The organism is Actinomadura sp. DC4 (assembly GCF_030406325.1).
Classification (GTDB): domain Bacteria; phylum Actinomycetota; class Actinomycetes; order Streptosporangiales; family Streptosporangiaceae; genus Actinoallomurus.
Genome location: NZ_JAUEQY010000008.1, coordinates 174,080 through 191,132 on the forward strand (window position 1 = coordinate 174,080; position 17,053 = coordinate 191,132).

The following is a 17,053-nucleotide window of genomic DNA, read 5'->3' on the forward strand; positions in this document are numbered from 1 at the left end:
TTGAGGAGGCCGAGCACTGATGGGTCACTGGTCGTTCCTGGTCGTGGTCGTTGTGATCACGGCGCTGGCATTCGATTTCACCAACGGCTTCCACGACACGGCGAACGCGATGGCGACCTCGGTCGCCACCGGCGCGTTGCCACCGAAGGTCGCCGTGGCGATCTCCGGAGCACTCAACCTGGTCGGGGCGTTCCTCTCCACCGAGGTCGCCAAGACGATCTCGGGCGGGATCGTCGACGACGGCCTGGTCACCCCCTGGATGATCTTCGCTGGACTGGTCGGCGCCATCGTCTGGAATCTGCTGACCTGGCTGGTCGGCCTGCCCTCCAGCTCGTCGCACGCGCTCTTCGGCGGCCTGATCGGGGCGGTCTGGGTCGGCGCGGGCATGAAGGGCGTCCACTTCACCGAGGTCACCGAGAAGATCCTCATCCCCGCCGTCGCGTCCCCGATCGTCGCCGGAGTGGTCGCGATGGTGGCGACCTACCTCGCGTACGTGATCACGCGGCGCGGCCGGGAGCGGGAGGTCACGCGCGGGTTCCGGTTCGGGCAGGTGGCCTCCGCGTCACTGGTCTCGCTGGCGCACGGCACCAACGACGCGCAGAAGACGATGGGCGTCATCACCCTGACGCTGATCTCGGCCGGAGTCCTCTCGCACGGGTCCGGGCCGCCGTGGTGGGTGGTCCTGCTCGCGGGCGGCGCGATAGCGCTCGGCACGTACGCGGGCGGCTGGCGGATCATCCGCACGATGGGCAAGGGCCTGACCGACATCCAGTCGCCACAGGGCTTCGCCGCCGAGACCGCCTCGACCACGGTCATCCTCGCCTCGTCCCACCTGGGCTTCGCGCTCTCCACCACCCAGGTCTGCTCCGGCGGCATTCTCGGCGCCGGCATCGGCCGGCGGCTCGCCGAGGTGCGCTGGAACGTGGCGGGCCGGATGGCCCTGGCCTGGCTGTTCACGCTGCCGGCCGCCGCGGCCGTGGGCGGCGTGTCCGCGGCCGTCGCCAAGCAGGGGACCGCCGGAATCGTGGTCATCTTCGTGGCCGTCCTCGCAGTCGCCTCCGGCATCTACGCCATGTCGCGACGGGACCCGGTCGACTCCAAGAACGTCAACGACCAGCCTGCGGCGCCGGCCATGTCGGCGACCGCGGCATGAGGGGAGGGCGAAGATGGACATCAAGTGGAGCGCGCTCGGCGAGGTGGCCCTGGTCAGCCTCGCCGTGGGCGTCGCGATCGTCGTGATCTTCTCGGTGGGAGTACTCGCGTCGTCCCTCGGCGGGGCTGACGACGCCCCGCCGGCGCGTACGGGCACACTCGCCGCCGGGCTCTGTTTCCTCGCGTGCGCTCTCATCGCGGCGTACGGGATCTATCTCATCGTGCCGCAGTTCCACTGACGTTCGGGGCCTCTCCTTCTCGCCGGGGAGGCTAGTCGACGTACGGGCCGAGCAGTGAGAGGTCGGCGGGGGACAGCCGGTCCTTGGCGGTGTTGGCCTGGTGCCAGTACGGGTAGTTCAGCGGCGGCGCGCTCACCTTGTCGAGGCGGGCGCGCTCCTCGTCGTCCAGCCGCAGGTCGGCGGCGGCGAGGTTGTCGGCCAGCTGCTCGCTGGTCCGCGCGCCGATGACCAGCGACGTGACGCCCTGGCGGCCGAGGAGGTAGGCCAGCGCGACCTGCGCGGCGGAGACGCCCCGGGCCTCGGCGACGTCGACGAGGACGTCGATCGTGTCGTACAGCTTGTCCTCGTCGTACACGGGTGGCTCGTCCCACTCGGTCAGCCGGCGAGACCCCTCCGGAGCCGTCTGCCCGCGGCGGTACTTCCCGGACAGCAGGCCGCCGGCGAGCGGGCTCCAGACGAGGATGCCCAGCCCTTGGTCGATCGCCGCCGGGACGAGCTCGTACTCCGCCTCGCGCGCCTGCAGGGAGTAGTAGATCTGCTGGCTCACGAACCGCTCGTAGCCGAGGCGGTCCGCGGTGCCGAGCGCCTTCATCAGCTGCCAGCCGGTGTAGTTGGACGCACCGACGTAGCGGACCTTGCCGGCCTTGACCAGCGAGTCCAGCGCTTCGAGGGTCTCCTCCAGCGGGGTGACGCCGTCCCACTCGTGCACCTGGTAGAGGTCGATGTAGTCGGTGCCGAGCCGCCGCAGGCTCGCCTCGCAGCCGCGCACGATGTGGTGGCGCGACAGTCCCGCGTCGTTGGGCCCCGGGCCCATCGGCATCCGGACCTTGGTGGCGATCAGCACCTCGTCCCGCCGCCCGGCCACGGCCGCACCGACGATCTCCTCCGACCGGCCGGCCGAGTAGACGTCGGCCGTGTCGATCAGGTTGACCCCGGCATCGAGGCACATGTCGACCTGCCGCCGAGCCTCGTCGGTCTCGGTGTTGCCCACGTTCCCGAACGGCCCCTTGCCGCCGAAGGTCATCGTGCCCATCGTGAGCGCCGACACCCTCAGCCCCGAACGCCCCAGCTGTCGATATTCCATGATTCGATCCTAGTTAGGGCCGGTGGACGGGCCATCGGCGGCCACTTCGAGGAGAGTCGATGATCTTCATTACCGCGAAGTTCCGGGTCCGGGCCGAGGATGCCGACCGGTGGCCGGAGATCTCCCGGGAGTTCACCGAGGCGACTCGCGGCGAGCCGGGATGCCTGTGGTTCGACTGGTCCCGCAGCCTGGACGACCCGAACGAGTACGTGCTGGTCGAGGCGTTCCGGGACGACGACGCGGCGGTCGCGCACGTACGGTCGGACCACTTCACGACCGCCCGGCGGACCCTGCCCCCGCACCTGTCCGAGACCCCGCGCATCGTGAACACCAAGCTCCCCCAGGACGACTGGTCCGAACTCGGTGAGATGGCCGTGGAGCCCTAGAGTCCCGCCCGCGAAGGTCGTTCCAGATCCACGACGGTGCAGTCGAGGAGACTCCGGATGAGCTGCACGCGAAGCGTCAGAACGCCTGGAAAAGACGTCGTTCCAGGAAGTCGTTGGTGAATACGCCGCGCGGGTCGTAGTGGCGGGTCAAGGCGTGGAAGTCGGGAAGTCGCGGGTAGAGGGCGCGCACGGTCTCAGGCGGCGTCGTGAAGAGTTTGCCCCAGTGCGGTCTGGCCTCGTACGGCGCCAGGCGTTCCTCCAGCAGGCCGACCACCGGCAGGACTCTCGGTATGTCCTTGATCCACGTGAAGTGGATGCCGATGCTGTCCCGCCCGTACGCGCTGCTCATCCACAGGTCGTCGCCGGCGATCGTGCGGATTTCTGAGATCTGCAGGACCGGGGCCACCGACGACTTGATCGCGTCCACCGCGCGCAGCGCCTCCGCGGCACGGGAACGCGGTACGAGGTACTCCGTCTGCAGCTCCACCCCGCTGCTCGGTGTGAACTCCGGCCGGAAGTGCGGCAGCCGCTCGTGCCACGGTCCGGATACGCCGAGCTGCTCGGTGCACGGCGCGGCCGAGATGCCGGGGACCGGATGCCTCGGCCCGTCGGCGGGACGGGCCGAGAACCAGTCCGCCGCGAAAGGGTCCGTCTTCGTCTTGATCCACACCTGGTCGACCAGCGGGCCCTGCCAGCCGGTGAACGCGCTGACGCTGTACGCGCTGGAGAACACGTCGTCGAAATGCGAGCAAAGGATCTCGAACGGCAGGTCCTCGTACACGTACTGGCGCAGCGAGAAGGCGGGCCGTACGTCGAGGGTCACGTTCACGACGACCCCGAGCGCCCCCAGTCCGACGACCGCGCCGTCGAAACCCTCCTGGCCCCGGGCCAGCCGGATCAGGTCGCCGTCGGCGGTGAGCAGCTCCAGCGCGGACACGGCGGTGGCGAGGTTGCCGTTCGCGTCGCCGGAGCCGTGTGTGGCCGTGGCGACCGAGCCGGCCACGGAGATGTGCGGCAGCGAGGCGAGGTTGTGCAGGGCGAGGCCGCGTTCGTGCAAACGCCGCCCCACCGAGGCGTACCTGAGGCTGGCGGCGACCGTCACCGTACGAGCCGAGGTGTCGAGATCGAAGACCGGCGGGAGCCCTTCCAGCGAGAGGAGTACGCCCGGTGTGTCGGCGATGTCGTTGAAGGAATGGCCGCTGCCGAGCGCACGGACCCGGTCCGCGCCCGCGACGAGGGCTCGTACCTCGTCGAGCGTGCCCGGCCGTCGTACCTCGGACTGGAACGTGACGCTCCCGGCCCAGTTGGTCGCACTCATCGCCGCCTCCTTAGTCCTGCTAAGGCAACATATAGGGCGGCTACCGAGGAGGGACGATGGACGATCCGCTGGAGCGGCTGCGCGGCATCTGCCTGGGCCTGCCGGAGACGACCGAGCGGATCAGCCACGGCTCGCCGGCCTGGTTCGTCCGTGGCAAGACGACCTTCGTGAGGTACGCGGACGACCACCACGGCGACGGGCGGCTGGCGTTCTGGTGTGCCGCCCCGCCCGGCGTGCAGGAGGCGCTGGTGGCCGAGGACCCGAACACCTACTACGTTCCGGCGTACGTGGGCGTGCACGGCTGGCTGGGCGTACGCCTCGACGTTCCTGCCGACTGGGTGGTGATCGCCGAGCTGGTCGAGGACGCCTACCGGAAGGTCGCCCCGAAACGGCTGGTCGCCCTGCTGGAAAAAGGCGGTTAGCCGCCCGGGACCCAGCTGAACTGCCAGCCGGTGGGGTCGTCCGGCGGTTTCTCGGACAGCGAACACCAGCCGGGGTGCCGGTTCGAACAGCTCATCCAGATCTTGGGCGGTGCGGACGGCCTGAGCCGGGGCGAGAGGGACCGGCCGCCGCGCTGCTTGGCAGCCTGCGACGGCGGCGGCGCGTCGTTGACCGATCGGGCGGCCATGTTGGACCGCCGCTTCGGGGGCGGATGCGCCTTCTGCGGCGGCGCGACCGGGCCGCGCGTCCGGGGCGGCGGTGTCGCGAAAGGACGCTCGCTCGTCGAGGGAACCGCGAAGAGCGCCGCGCCCACCGCCAGCAGCGCCCCGAGCGCCGCGCGGGACCGGGCCCGCCGCGGACGCCGTACGGGAGCGGGCTCCTCCGGCAGAGCGTCGTCGGGAGGCGAAGGAGGATCGGCCGCGAGCAGCGTGGTGAGCGAGGCGGCGGCGGGACGGCCGGCGAGGTCTTCGCCGACGGCGGCGGCGACCAGCCCGCGGACCGGCTCGTCCAGGGAGTCCAGGTCGCGCGGGGTGGTGGCGTCCGGGCTGTGCCCGGTGGCGGCGTAGGCGACGACGCAACCCCAGCCGAAGACGTCGCAGGCGGGGCTCGGCGGCCCGCCGGTGAGCAGCTCGGGCGCGAGCCAGCCGGGGTTGTCGGCGACCGCGCCGATCTCGGCGGGCTCGCCCGAAGTGGAGATCTCCTGGGCGACGCCGAAGTCGACGATCCGCAGGCCCTGCCGGGTGAGCAGGACGTTGGCCGGGGTGAGGTTGCCGTGCACGAGGCCGGACTCGTGCACGGTGGTGAGCGTCTCGGCGAGGTCGGCCGCGAACGCGCCGGCCGCCGAGGGCGAGAGCGGGCCCCTGACGTCGACGACGCGCTCGAGCGAGGGCCCTCCGAGGTATTCGCCGACGAGGTAGGGCGGGGTCCGGTCGGTGCCGTCGTGGAGCAGCCGCGCCGTACAGGAGGCGGGCAGCCCTCGCGAGCACGCGGCCTCCGCGGACAGGCGGGCGCGTACGCGCCCGTGGTCGGTGGTCCCCGCGTGCGTGGTCTTGATGGTCACGAGGCCGCCCGCGCGGTCACGCGCGAGGTAGACGACGCCGGCACCGCTGGAGGGGAGCCGGCCGGCCAGCCGGTGACCGCCGACCTCGACCGGGTCGTCGGCCTGGAGCAACTGCGCGTTCGCGGGGAGGATTTGGTTCTGGAAAGCCTGGAGTATCGCTGGAGTCTTCACACACGCCTCTTAGGACCGCACCGATCTCGGAGGTGGGAGACTCAGATACTGCTACGCAATGAAGTCACTCGCAAGCGGAACGTCGCCAATGGCGAGCTGTGGTCAGCGGACCCCACGCCTCCGCCTGCGGGTCAGCCCGTCGTACGCCACGGCGGTGACCAGCCCGTAGGCCAGGTGTGGCACGACGTCCGACAGCCAGTCGGCGGCCGTCCAAGTGCGCGGGTCGGTCAGCCCGAGGGCGACGGGCGGCCCGTCCCCGGCCAGGGCCGCGGTGGCCGCCGGCATCAGGGCGCCCGCCGGCGTACCCCCGGCCAGGCCGTACACCGCGCCGACGCCCGCTCCGACGCCGATGCCGAGCAGGGCCGCGGCCGCCTGGCGGCGGTTCGCGTCACGCAGGGGCAGGCCGAGCCGGTCGACCACCTGTTCCGGTATCCCGCTCGCGGGCCGCCCGCGCAGCGCCATGTCGGTGTACGTCACGGCGTTCAGCGCCGTCGTGCCCGCCGCGCCGGCCAGCAGCCCGGCCGTCATCCTGTTCCTCATCCGGTATCCCCCTTGAGGTCCTCCTACCCGGTCCGGAACCGCCGGTCGCGAGGGGGATGGCCGGGGGCTTGCGGGCGGCGGGCCGGGAGGCGGCCTTGGCGCGGAGCTGTTCGGCGACGAGATTCTCCAGCAGCTCCGGAGTCGCCCTGATCCCCAGATGATCGGCGCATGCGATCGCGAGGTCGAGCTGGCGGGTCACCGCCGCGGTGTCATCGGGAAACCGGAGGGCCAGCCGGGCCCGGACCACGTCTTCGATACTTTCTCGGCGCATCGCCATCCTCTCGCTCGCGGACTGCTCGACCTTCCGCGCTACCCGCGCCCCAGGGCCCTAATCGGGGCGCCGGGGACGTTCACGCGAGGTTCAGCGCCCGTCACCCCGGCGTCGGTGCCACGTACGCCCCTGCCGCCCCATCCGGCACGCCCGTATCTCCGGCCGAACGCGTGCCGGACCGGCGATGACCTGCGGGGACTCGGTGGCCGGGTGTCTTGTTTGCCCACTTGAGGGCCGGGTAGCGCGACTTATGTACCCGAACGCGATGAGTGGAGGTACTACATGAGTAGCGTGACCGAGAGCGTGGACGTCAACGTCCCGATCCATACCGTGTACAACCAGTGGACTCAGTTCGCCGAGTTCCCGGAGTTCATGGAGGGTGTGGAAGAGGTCAGCCAGGTCACCGAGACGATGACGCACTGGCGCGTCAAGGTGGCCGGGATCACGCGGGAGTTCGACGCGCAGATCACCGAGCAGATTCCGGACGAGCGGGTCGCCTGGCACTCGATCGATGGGCCCGAGCACGCCGGAGTGGTGACCTTCCACCGTACGGGCGAGGACACCACGCGGGTGACGACGCAGATGGACGTCGACCCGGAGGGGTTCATCGAGAACGTCGCCGACAAGGCGGGCGTGCTCAAGCACCAGGCCAAGACGAATCTCAAGCGGTTCAAGGAGTTCATCGAGCGTCGCGGCCGGGAGACCGGCGGCTGGCGGGGGAACGTGGACCGGCCGGAGCCGTGATCCGTGATCGCTGACACCCGGTGAGACCGTCCCCGCCGTGGGGCGGTCTCGCCATCTTTTCCTACACCGACGAGCTTCCCAGAGATGGAGCCATGACCCACGAACTCCAAGACATGGCCCCTGCGGCCTGGATGACCGAGGGTGCGTGCAACGACGAAGATCCCGAGCTGTTCTTCCCGATCAGCGCGAGCGAGGCGAGCGCCGAGCAGATCCAGCGGGCCACCGCGGTCTGCGCCGGCTGTGGCGTCAAGGCCCAATGCCTGCACTACGCGCTGGCCAACACCATCAAGGACGGCATCTGGGGCGGGCGCACCGAACAGCAGCGCCAGTCCCTGACCCGGTCCCGGCGGAAGAAACGCCTCAAGCTGAGAGGCGGCCGGCGCGCTCCGAGCACGCGCACCTTCCGGTAGGACCGCGACGACCCGTGTGCCCATCGGGCTCGCGGCCTCCGGCAAGCGGTCCGGCCGGCTCGCCGGCGAGAAGGCGGACCTCATGATCACCACTGAGCCCACTGCGGCCCGGCCGTGGACGGGTTCGTGGCCGAGATCGAGCCGTACGTGGAGGCGGGCTTCGACGAGGTCGCGCTCATGGAGATCGGCGGGGACGCCCAGGACGACTTCATCGGCTGGGCCGAGCGTGAGCCGCTGCCGGCCCTGCGTTCCCTGTGAGCTTGGAGGCGAAGATGACCGACCGCGATCCGCGTTCGGACCTTGAGGACCAGGGCATCCCGGACCTGCAGGACGGCTATCCCGAGCAGGAGTGGTCCGGGGATCCGCAGGAGGAGCCCGTTCCCGGCGACGAGCCGGTGGCCCTGGACGACTTCGGGACCACCGCCGAAGAACAGCGCGAGGGCGAGTCGCTGGACGGCCGGCTGAGCCGGGAGGAGCCCGAGACCGGGACGCCCGGCACGGAGGAGACGCCGTCCTCCGTCGGCCGGCTCGTGCAGGAGGACGAAGGCGTACGGGACGACACCGAGAGCGAGGAGATCGCCCAAGACGTCGGCCCGGACACCGGAGGCCTCACCGCCGAGGAGGCGGCGATCCACCTGGAGGACGAGGGCTGAGCCCCGCTGGAGTCCACTGTCGGCGAGCCCGCGCGCTGGCCGACAGTGGACTCTTCACGTCTTGACAGGTCTCGACAGAACGAGGTTCGGAAACGTCGCCGCCACACCGGTCACGAGCCGTGGATCGCCGGTCGCGCCAATCTCACTGGCAGCTGACTTTACCTCCGCTTGACCAAGAATCCGCGCGCGTTCAGCCCGCTCAGGGGGGTATGGCTCCCGACCCCGTTCTGACAGAAACGGTTGATCATGCTGAAAGACTAGCTAAATTTAGTACTTCATAAGCGATAGGCCATATGCCAGGATTCGCCTCGTCGTACCTCCCGCCATCTCCTAGGAGAGCCAATGCGACGACGCGTGTCAGGGACCATCCTGGGCGGATTGATCCTCGCCCTGGTCCCCTTCCTGTCCGCTGCGGCCAACGCCGCACCGGCCGCCGCCTCCCACCCGTACCACCACTCCTGTGCCACCCAGCGTGCCGGGTACGCGAGCTGTGACGCTCTCGTACGCAGCGACATCGCCAAGAGCGCGAAGGCGCTGGCGAGCGCGGCCGCCGCCCCCTCCGGCCTCTCGCCGGCCAACCTGCAGAGCGCCTACAAGCTGCCGTCCTCCACCGCGGGCAGCGGTCAGACCGTCGCGATCGTCGACGCCTACAACGCCCCGACCGCAGAGGCCGACCTCGGCGTCTACCGCAGCCAGTACGGCCTCGGCGCGTGCACGACCGCCAACGGCTGCTTCAAGAAGGTCGACCAGAACGGTGGCACGTCCTACCCGGCCACCGACGGCGGCTGGGCCCAGGAGATCTCCCTGGACATCGACATGGTCTCCGCGGTCTGCCCCAAGTGCAAGATCGTGCTGGTCGAGGCCAAGTCCGCCTCGTTCGCCAACCTCGGCGCCGCCGAGAACACCGCGGCGCGGCTCGCCAACGTCATCAGCAACAGCTACGGAGGCTCGGACGCCTCCGACGCGACCTACGGCTCGTACTACAACCACCCGGGCAAGGCCATCACGGTCAGCTCCGGCGACGCCGGTTACGGCGTGGAGTACCCGGCCTCGTCCCACTATGTGACCGCCGTCGGTGGCACTTCGCTGCGGACCGCGACCGGCACTCGTGGCTGGAGTGAGACCGCGTGGAGCGGCGCGGGCAGCGGCTGCTCCGCCTACAACACCGCACTGACCGGCCAGTCCGGTCTGACCGGTTGCTCCCGGCGCGCCGTCGCCGACGTCTCCGCCGTGGCCGACCCGGCCACCGGCGTCGCCGTCTACGACAGCACCGCCTACCAGGGCCAGAGCGGCTGGATGGTCTTCGGCGGCACCAGCGTCGCCGCGCCGATCATCGGCGGCGTGTACGGCCTGGCGGCCAACGCCGCGAGCATCGACAACAACTACCCCTACACCCACTCCAGCGCGCTGTTCGACGTCACGTCGGGCAGCAACGGCACCTGCTCCACCGCCAAGTGGTGCAAGGCGGGCGTCGGCTGGGACGGCCCGACCGGCCTCGGCACGCCGAACGGCACCGGCGCCTTCTGATCCCGGAGCGGGCCCGTCGCCTCCCGAGCGGCGGGCCCGTTTCGTCGTCGGAATATACCCCCCAGGGGTCAGGTTGTGGCGACCATGGCACGCAACCGGACCCGCCCGATCGTCAAGCTCCGCTCGACCGCGGAGACGGGCTACACGTACGTCACCCGCAAGAGCCGCCGCAACGACCCGGACCGCCTTCACCTGCGCAAGTACGACCCGATCGCCCAGCGGCACGTCACGTTCCGCGAGGAGCGCTGACCGTACGGCGGAGGGTGCGCCAGCCGGTCGTGACGGTGAGGGACACCGCGAACGCGGCGCCGGTCACCACGGTGACGGCGCCGCCGGCTGCGACGTCGTAGTCGCTCGACAGGAGCACTCCGGCCAGGCCGCCGCCCGCTCCGGCGGCGACGGCGACCGCGGTCATCGCCGGGATGCGCCGCGTCCACAGCCGGGCGATCGCGGCCGGCGCGACGAGGACCGCGACGGCCAGGATGGCGCCGACGGCCGGTACGGCGACCACGATGACGGCCTCCACTGTCAGCAGCAGCGCGACGTCGATCGCGCCGGGCCGGTATCCGGCGGCGGCGTACCCGTCCGGGTCGAACGCGCGGAACGTCAGCTGACGGCCCGCGACGCCGAGCAGGACCACCACGAGCACACCGGTCACCGCCACCGCGGCCAGGTCGCCGTCCCCGACGGTGAGGATCTGGCCGACCGTGTACGCGGTGAGGTCATGGGAGAAGCCGTTCCGCGCCGAGAGCAGCACGACGCCGAGCGCGAACCCGGCCGACAGCACGACGCCGATCGCGGTCGTCGTGTCCTGCTCCCTCCGGCGCGACAGGGCGAGCACGCCGGCCACGACGAGCACCGCGAACAGGCCCCCGCCGGCGTACAGGTCGATCCCGAAGATGGCGGCCAGCACCACGCCGGGGAAGGTCGCGTGGGTCATGGCGAGCGTGAAGAAGGGCAGCCGCCGCAGCACGATCTGCACGCTGATCAGCCCGCCGACCGCGCCGAGCAGCACGGCCTCGGCGACGGCCCGGTCCACGGCGGTCACGCGGCACCCCGCAGGGTACGGAGCCGTCCGGCCGCGAGCGTACCCAGGTAGAGGACGACCAGGACCAGCACGATGGTGCCGCCGGAGGCCAGCCGCAGCCCGTGGCCGACCGAGGCGTCGTAGCTGATGGCCAGCCCGGCCCAGCCCGCGGTCGCGCCGAGCAGCGCGGCCACCGGCACGATCACCGCGAGCCGGTCGGAGAGCGCACGCGCCGCCGCGGCCGGCACGATGAGCAGCGCGATCACCAGCACGGTGCCCACCGCCCGTACCGAGGCGACCACCACGAGGGCCACGATCGCGTTGACGGCCAGGTCCAGCAGGCCGATCCGGTGGCCCGCGGCCTCGGCGCCGCCCGGGTCGAAGGCCCGCGCCAGCAGCGGGCGCCGCAGGTACAGCAGCGCGGCGAGGACCACGAGCGTCACCGCCAGCGTCTGGGTGAGCTGCTGCCCGGTGACGGTGAGGATCCGGCCGAACAGGAAGGCCGTCAGGTCGGTGGTGTAGCCGGACTCGCGTGAGACCAGGACGACGCCGACCGCGAAGAACGTCGTGAGCAGCACCGCCAGCGCGGTGTCCTCGGCGACCGCGCGGTGCCGGGTCACCAGCGTGAGCAGGACGGCGGTCAGGAGCCCGGCGGCGAGCGCGCCCCAGAAGACGCCGCCCTCGCCGGCGAGCAGGTAGCCGCCGACGACGCCGGGGAAGACGGTGTGGGTGAGGGCGTCGGCCATGAACGCCAGCCGGCGTAGCAGGATGAGCACCCCGACCGTGCCGGCGAGCGCGCCGAGCACGATGAGCTCGGCCAGCGCGCGCGCCATGAACGGCTGGGCGAAGGGCGCGATCATGAGTGCGCGACGATGACGCGGTCACCGCGTACTTCGAGGGCGTGCCCGCCGTACGTGGCGCGCAACCGGCCCGGCGTGAGCGTGGTCCCGGTGGGACCGAAGCCGTACTGACGGCGGTTGAGCAGGCACACCTCCTCACACGCCAGGTGGGCCAGGGCGAGGTCGTGCGTGGCGATCACGACCGCCGCGCCACGCTGCTTCAGGGCGGCGATCGCGTCCAGCAGGGCCTGCTCGCTGACCGCGTCGACGCCGTTGAACGGCTCGTCCAGCAGCAGGAGGCGCGGCTCGGCGGCGATGGCGCGGGCCAGCAGCACCCGCTGCCTCTGCCCGCCGGACAGCGTGCCGAACCGGTCGCGTGCGCGGCCGGCCAGCCCGACCTGGTCGAGCGCCCGCGCCGCCGCCGCGTGGTCGGCGGGCCGGGGCCGCCGCAGCCGCCCGATCCGCCGGTACCGGCCCATCAGCACGACCTGGCCGACCGAGATCGGGAACTCCGGGTCGAGCGTGTCGGCCTGCGGGACGTACGCGACCTCGCGCCGGGCGGCCGCCGGGGCGTGGCCGAGCACGGTGATCCGGCCCGAGCGGAGCGGCACGAGGCCGAGGATCGCCCTGATGAGCGTGGACTTCCCGGCGCCGTTGGGCCCGATGAGGGCGACGGACTCGCCGGGGGCGACCATGCCGTCGATGTTCTCCAGGGCGGTCGCGGCGCCGTACGCGACGCCGACCTCGTCCAGGTCCAGTGCGGGGGTGTCCACGGTCAGCCCTCCAGTGCGTCGACGATGGTGGTCGTGTTGTGGCGCTCCATGCCGAGGTAGGTCGCGCCGGCCGAGCCCGCCGGGCCGAGCGTGTCGCCGTACAGGGAGTCATCGCCGGCCTCGACCGCGACGCCGGCCTCCCGGCCGATGGCCTCGGCGGTCTTGGGCGGCAGTGAGGATTCGGAGAAGATCGCCTTCACCCCGGTCGCCTTGATCTTGGCGACGAGGGTGGTGAGCCGCTTGCCGGACAGCTCGGCGGACGTGTCGAAGCTCGGGATGATCGAGCCGACGAACGTCAGGTGATAGCGGTCGACGTAGTAGCCGAACGCGTCGTGGTTGGTGACGAGCTTGCGCCGGTCGGCGGGGATCGTGTCGATCTGCCGGGCGATCCAGGCGTCGAGCCGCTGCAGCCGGCCGGTGTAGGCGGTCAGGTTCGCCCCGAAGGCGGCCTTGTCCCCGGCGTCCTTGGCGGAGAAGGCCGCGGCGATGTTGCGGTTCATGATCTCGGCGTTCTCCGGGTCGTGCCAGATGTGCGGGTCGCCCGCGGCCTCCTCGTCGGTGCCGTTGCCCCGGCGTACGGCCACGCCCTTGCTGGAGTCGACGAGGGTGCCGTGGAAACCGGCCGACGCGATCGTCTGGTCCAGCCACTTCTCCAGGTGGACGCCGCTCTCGACCACGACGTCGGCCTCGGCGATGGCCTGGACGTCGGCGGGGGAGGGCTCGTAGTCGTGCGGGTCGACATTGGGCTTCAGGATCTGGGTGACCGTGACGTGGTCGCCTCCGACGTTGCGGGCGAAGTCGGCGACCTGCGTGGTGGTCGCGACCACCTTCAGCCGCGCGCCGCTCGTGGCGCCGGCGTCGCTCGCGTGGCTTGAGCCGCAGGCGGAGGTGGCGGCCAGCAGGCCCGCGAGCGCGGGGGCGGCCGGCCGTACGGATCGGATGCGCAATGTGTCTCCTCGATCTAACGATAATGAAAACCATGTTCGCGATGACGGTAATGGTTGTCAATATCGTTAAGGTGTCGGCTACGTCGCCGGGGAAGGCCCCTCCGGGGTGGCCGTCCGTACCCGCGGACGGCACGTACGAGGGATCGCCGGACGTGCTCGCGGAACCGGTCGCGGAGCACCTTGCCGTGCGCCAGGCCGCAGTGGCTGGAGCGCAGGCGCCGGGCGGCGGTCAGCGTGGCCGGCGCGGACGCCGGCCGCGGAAAGTCGGCAGGTCAGGCGGTGGCGGCCGCGTGGCAGGCGCCTCGGGTGTCGGCGCGAGCGACGAGGCGGCCCGCGCGGACGCGGACGGCGGTCTCGGTCAGGTCGCCGACGGCGGGCAGGCCGGCCGCCGTGGCGATCGAACCCGCCGGGTCGTGGATCACCTGCAGTCGTGGCCACGCCTCCGGCGGGAACGCCTGGCGCAGGCAGCCGCAGAGCTCGGCGACGGCCAGCCGGGCGAGTGGCGCCAGCTCGTCCGGGTCGCCGCTGACCAGCGCGAGGGCGACGGTCTCGCCGGGCGGCACGGCACGTACGGCCTCCTCGACGGCCTCGATCCGGTGCAGTCCGAGCACGGCCACCACGCCGTCACGGTCGAGGCGCGCCGCCTCCCCGGTGACCGCGTCGACGGCGGGCGGCGGAGACCACGGCGCGTCGACCGCGTGCGCCGGAGGGACGTACGGCAGGTGCGGCGGCGACCACGCGTCGTCCAGGTCGAGACCGGCCATGCGCTCGCAGGCGCCGGCGATCGTGAACGGCTCCACGAAACCGGGCGCGGCGGCGGCGAGGCGGCTCGCGCCCTGCAGCGTGGTGAGCGCGGTCTCCGCGACGCGCACCATCCGCCCGGCGCCGGTCAGCCGTTCGAGGGCGAGGCCGAGCAGGAGCGCGTCGAGCCGCATGAGCTGCGCGAACGCCTGGCGGGCCGGCTCGTCGGTGAGGATCTCGGGCAGGAGCTCCGCGCCGGGGCCGCGCTCGTCGGCGGAGAGCGGGAGCCGGGCCAGCCAGGCGCGGGCGAACGCGCCCAGCGCCTTGTCGGCCGTACGGCCCGCCGCGACCGGCTCGGGGGCGCGCTCGGCGTCCTCGGCCAGGACGGCGAAGTAGAGGGCGCGCTTGCCGGGGAAGTTGGAGTAGACCGCGCCGCGGGTGAGCTCGGCGCGGTCGGCGATGCTGTCGATCTTGGCGTCGCGGAAGCCGCGCTCGGTGAACTCCTCGCGGGCGGCGGCCAGCACCTTGGCGCGGTTGCGCTCCTGCGTCTCCGCTCTCGTGAGTCGCGCCATCGCCGTGCCCCCTGGTTGCCGTGTGATCACGCCCAAGATACCGTCGGCATTCAGATGATGTGATCATGTGACGTTAACATCTGGAGTGGCCGTGATTCCTGAGATCGACCTGTCGGACCTGGACGTCGTACGGGACCCCTTCACCGCGTACGGGGAGGCGAGGGAGCGCGCGCCGCTGGCCCGGATCCGCACGCCCGGCCTCGGCTCGATGTGGGTCCTCACCCGGCACGAGGGCGCGCGGGCGATGCTGTCCGACCCGCGGTTCTCGCTCGGCGCCGCGAGCTACCTGCGGCCGGAGGTACCCGAGGACTGCCTGCCGTACATGCGGACCATGCAGGAGATGGACGGGCCCGAGCACGCGCGGCTGCGGCGGGCGGTCGCGCCGGCGTTCACCGCGCGCCGGGCCGAGGAGTTCCGGCCGCGGATCGAGGCGGTCGTCGAGACGCTGCTCGGCGGCCTGCCCGGCGGCACGGTCGACCTCGTGCCCTCGTTCGCGCGCCCGCTGCCGATCGAGGTGATCTGCGAGCTGATCGGCGTCCCCGCCCTCGGCCGCCCGCGCTGGCGGGAGTACGGCGCGATCGTCGCGGCGGGCGCGGGCGGGGAGTTCGCCGCGGCCATCCCGCAGATCATGGCGGGCGCCAAGGCGGCGGTCGCGCACCGCCGGGCCGAGCCGGGCGACGACCTGCTCACCGACCTCATCGCGGGCGGCGCCCTGGACGAGACCGAGCTGGTCACGCTGGTCTGGCATCTCGTCTTGGCGGGCCAGACCCCGGCGAGCCTCATCGCCAACGCCGTCGACACGCTGCTCGCCCACCCGGACCAGCTCGCCGCCCTGCGCGCGGACCCGGCGCTGATGCCGGGCGCGGTCGAGGAGCTCGCGCGCTGGTGCGGCCCGCAGCTGCTGTCGATCCCGCGGTACACACGGGAGGAGGTCGAGCTGTACGGCACGACGATCCGTCCGGGTGAGCCGGTCACCGCCGCCCTGGCCACCGCCAACCGCGACCCGCGCGTGTTCGCCGATCCGGAGCGCTTCGACGTGCGGCGAGCGCCGGGGGGCCAGCTCGGCTTCGCCCACGGCCCGCACTTCTGCCTCGGCGCCGCACCGGCGCGCGTACAGACCGAGATCGCGCTGACCGCGCTGCTGCGCCGGTCTCCGGACCTGGCGCCGGCCGGACCGGCGAGACGCGCGCTCGATCCCGGCACCTGGCGCCTGGAGTCACTTCCGGTGGAGCTTTAGGCGACCGCGTGTTCCAGGTCGTCGCGCAGCACGGTCAGCATCCCCTCGGCGGCCTGGGGGCGGTCCGCGCCGGGTGCGCGGAGAACGGCGATGCGGCGGCACCGCGCCGGGCCGGCCATCGGCACCGCGACCACGTCCGGGCGGCGCGAGGCCAGGGACATGCGGGGTACGGCGCTGATGCCGATTCCGGCCGCGACCATGCCCTGCGCCGCCTGGTAGTCCTCGGTGACGAAGCCGACGTCGGGCTTGAACCCCGACAGCCGGCACATCTCGGCGAACGCCTCGTCGTACGGCGGCCGGTGTCCGCGGACGACCCAGCGCTCCCCGGCCAGGTCGGCGAGCCGTACGCGGCGCTCGGCGGCCAGCGGGTGGTCGGCGGGGAACAGCACGTACAGCGGGTCGTCGCCGAGAGGGATCCGCTCCAGGTCGGCGGCGAACGTACGCGGGGCGAAGTCGTAGTCCCACACGAGGCCGAGGTGGACCGACCCGTCGCGCAGGCGGCTCGCCATGTCGGCGGCGGGCACCGAGCGCAGCTCGACCCGTACGTCGGGGAACCGCCGGCGGCAGGCGCGGACCACACGGGGGACCAGGTCGGCGCCCGCGGCCGGGAAGACGGCCAGTCGGACGCGCGCGGCGCCCAGGTCGCGCATCTCGTGTTCGAGGCGCGCGACGCCGGCGAGGAGAGTGACGCTGCGCTCGGCCAGGAGCCGTCCCGCGCCGGTCGGTTCGACCCCGCGCGGTCCGCGGGTCACCAGGGCCAGGCCGAGCTGCCGTTCGAGCAGGGCGAGCTGCTGGGAGACCGCCGACGGTGTCATGAACAACGCCTTCGCCGCGGCGGTGACCGACCCGTGCTCGACGACGGTCGAGAAGATCCGCAGGCGCCGTACGTCCAACAACCGGGACCTCCACTAGTCACACTGA

21 protein-coding genes are annotated in these 17,053 nt (G+C 72.1%); 11 read left to right on the forward strand and 10 right to left on the reverse strand.

Annotated elements, in window-relative coordinates; genetic code table 11:
- Positions 1-19: 19 nt before the first annotated feature.
- Both QWU11_RS15745 and QWU11_RS15750 read left to right on the forward strand, forming a co-directional pair.
- Positions 20-1,153, forward strand: coding sequence for an inorganic phosphate transporter (locus tag QWU11_RS15745; protein WP_290108925.1), 1,134 nt, complete (start codon positions 20-22; stop codon positions 1,151-1,153).
- A 13-nt stretch (positions 1,154-1,166) separates the two neighbouring features.
- On the forward strand, positions 1,167-1,391 hold the full coding sequence (locus QWU11_RS15750) for a hypothetical protein (RefSeq protein WP_290108926.1): 225 nt from the start codon (positions 1,167-1,169) through the stop codon (positions 1,389-1,391).
- A 31-nt stretch (positions 1,392-1,422) separates the two neighbouring features.
- On the opposite strand, the gene QWU11_RS15755 is transcribed toward QWU11_RS15750, so the two are convergent.
- Positions 1,423-2,475, reverse strand: coding sequence for an aldo/keto reductase (locus QWU11_RS15755; RefSeq protein WP_290108927.1), 1,053 nt, complete (start codon positions 2,473-2,475; stop codon positions 1,423-1,425).
- Between the two features lie 59 nt (positions 2,476-2,534).
- Here QWU11_RS15755 and QWU11_RS15760 point away from each other — a divergent pair, with 59 nt between their 5' ends.
- Positions 2,535-2,861: a putative quinol monooxygenase gene (locus QWU11_RS15760; RefSeq protein WP_290108928.1), complete on the forward strand. Its 327-nt coding sequence runs from the start codon at positions 2,535-2,537 to the stop codon at positions 2,859-2,861.
- 76 nt (positions 2,862-2,937) lie between these two features.
- On the opposite strand, the gene QWU11_RS15765 is transcribed toward QWU11_RS15760, so the two are convergent.
- Positions 2,938-4,179, reverse strand: coding sequence for a D-arabinono-1,4-lactone oxidase (locus QWU11_RS15765; protein ID WP_290108929.1), 1,242 nt, complete (start codon positions 4,177-4,179; stop codon positions 2,938-2,940).
- 56 nt (positions 4,180-4,235) lie between these two features.
- Here QWU11_RS15765 and QWU11_RS15770 point away from each other — a divergent pair, with 56 nt between their 5' ends.
- Positions 4,236-4,601 carry an MmcQ/YjbR family DNA-binding protein gene (locus QWU11_RS15770; protein ID WP_290108930.1) on the forward strand — a complete coding sequence of 122 codons (366 nt, stop codon included), beginning with the start codon at positions 4,236-4,238 and terminating at the stop codon, positions 4,599-4,601.
- Here QWU11_RS15770 and QWU11_RS15775 read toward each other — a convergent pair.
- Positions 4,598-5,851: a protein kinase gene (locus QWU11_RS15775; protein ID WP_290108931.1), complete on the reverse strand. Its 1,254-nt coding sequence runs from the start codon at positions 5,849-5,851 to the stop codon at positions 4,598-4,600. The two genes, QWU11_RS15770 and QWU11_RS15775, sit on opposite strands and share 4 nt — an antisense overlap.
- A gap of 102 nt (positions 5,852-5,953) precedes the next feature.
- Complete coding sequence (locus tag QWU11_RS15780) at positions 5,954-6,391, reverse strand: hypothetical protein (RefSeq protein WP_290108932.1); 438 nt, start codon at positions 6,389-6,391, stop codon at positions 5,954-5,956.
- A 553-nt stretch (positions 6,392-6,944) separates the two neighbouring features.
- Here QWU11_RS15780 and QWU11_RS15785 point away from each other — a divergent pair.
- The 6 genes from QWU11_RS15785 to rpmG all read left to right on the forward strand — a co-directional run bounded on the left by QWU11_RS15785 (position 6,945) and on the right by rpmG (position 10,245).
- The gene (locus QWU11_RS15785) at positions 6,945-7,406 is read left to right on the forward strand and encodes an SRPBCC family protein (RefSeq protein ID WP_290108933.1); all 462 of its coding nucleotides are present in this window, start codon (positions 6,945-6,947) and stop codon (positions 7,404-7,406) included.
- 92 nt (positions 7,407-7,498) lie between these two features.
- On the forward strand, positions 7,499-7,816 hold the full coding sequence (locus QWU11_RS15790; RefSeq protein WP_290108934.1) for a WhiB family transcriptional regulator: 318 nt from the start codon (positions 7,499-7,501) through the stop codon (positions 7,814-7,816).
- A 126-nt stretch (positions 7,817-7,942) separates the two neighbouring features.
- Positions 7,943-8,074, forward strand: a complete 132-nt coding sequence (locus QWU11_RS15795) for a hypothetical protein (protein WP_290108935.1) — start codon at positions 7,943-7,945, stop codon at positions 8,072-8,074.
- A 14-nt stretch (positions 8,075-8,088) separates the two neighbouring features.
- On the forward strand, positions 8,089-8,469 hold the full coding sequence (locus tag QWU11_RS15800) for a DUF5709 domain-containing protein (RefSeq protein ID WP_290108936.1): 381 nt from the start codon (positions 8,089-8,091) through the stop codon (positions 8,467-8,469).
- Between the two features lie 342 nt (positions 8,470-8,811).
- Entirely contained in the window at positions 8,812-9,996 is a 1,185-nt protein-coding gene (locus QWU11_RS15805; RefSeq protein ID WP_290108937.1) for a S53 family peptidase, read from the forward strand.
- Positions 9,997-10,080: 84 nt separating this feature from the next.
- Entirely contained in the window at positions 10,081-10,245 is a 165-nt protein-coding gene (rpmG, locus tag QWU11_RS15810) for a 50S ribosomal protein L33 (protein WP_290108938.1), read from the forward strand.
- Here the strand turns inward: rpmG and QWU11_RS15815 are convergent.
- From QWU11_RS15815 to QWU11_RS15835, 5 genes are all read right to left on the reverse strand, one after another.
- Positions 10,223-11,044, reverse strand: a complete 822-nt coding sequence (locus QWU11_RS15815; RefSeq protein WP_290108939.1) for a metal ABC transporter permease — start codon at positions 11,042-11,044, stop codon at positions 10,223-10,225. The two genes, rpmG and QWU11_RS15815, sit on opposite strands and share 23 nt — an antisense overlap.
- Positions 11,041-11,883 carry a metal ABC transporter permease gene (locus QWU11_RS15820; RefSeq protein ID WP_290108940.1) on the reverse strand — a complete coding sequence of 281 codons (843 nt, stop codon included), beginning with the start codon at positions 11,881-11,883 and terminating at the stop codon, positions 11,041-11,043. The genes QWU11_RS15815 and QWU11_RS15820 overlap by 4 nt, the downstream gene beginning before the upstream one ends.
- Positions 11,880-12,635 carry a metal ABC transporter ATP-binding protein gene (locus QWU11_RS15825; protein ID WP_290108941.1) on the reverse strand — a complete coding sequence of 252 codons (756 nt, stop codon included), beginning with the start codon at positions 12,633-12,635 and terminating at the stop codon, positions 11,880-11,882. Before QWU11_RS15825 ends, QWU11_RS15820 begins: the two co-directional genes overlap by 4 nt.
- Before the next feature lie 2 nt (positions 12,636-12,637).
- Entirely contained in the window at positions 12,638-13,582 is a 945-nt protein-coding gene (locus QWU11_RS15830) for a metal ABC transporter substrate-binding protein (protein ID WP_290108942.1), read from the reverse strand.
- 272 nt (positions 13,583-13,854) lie between these two features.
- Positions 13,855-14,895 (reverse strand): TetR family transcriptional regulator, encoded by a 1,041-nt coding sequence (locus QWU11_RS15835; protein WP_290108943.1) that lies wholly within the window; start codon positions 14,893-14,895, stop codon positions 13,855-13,857.
- 91 nt (positions 14,896-14,986) lie between these two features.
- Here QWU11_RS15835 and QWU11_RS15840 point away from each other — a divergent pair, with 91 nt between their 5' ends.
- Positions 14,987-16,132 carry a cytochrome P450 gene (locus QWU11_RS15840; RefSeq protein WP_290108944.1) on the forward strand — a complete coding sequence of 382 codons (1,146 nt, stop codon included), beginning with the start codon at positions 14,987-14,989 and terminating at the stop codon, positions 16,130-16,132.
- On the opposite strand, the gene QWU11_RS15845 is transcribed toward QWU11_RS15840, so the two are convergent.
- Complete coding sequence (locus QWU11_RS15845) at positions 16,129-17,025, reverse strand: LysR family transcriptional regulator (protein ID WP_290108945.1); 897 nt, start codon at positions 17,023-17,025, stop codon at positions 16,129-16,131. The two genes, QWU11_RS15840 and QWU11_RS15845, sit on opposite strands and share 4 nt — an antisense overlap.
- Between the last annotated feature and the right edge of the window lie 28 nt (positions 17,026-17,053).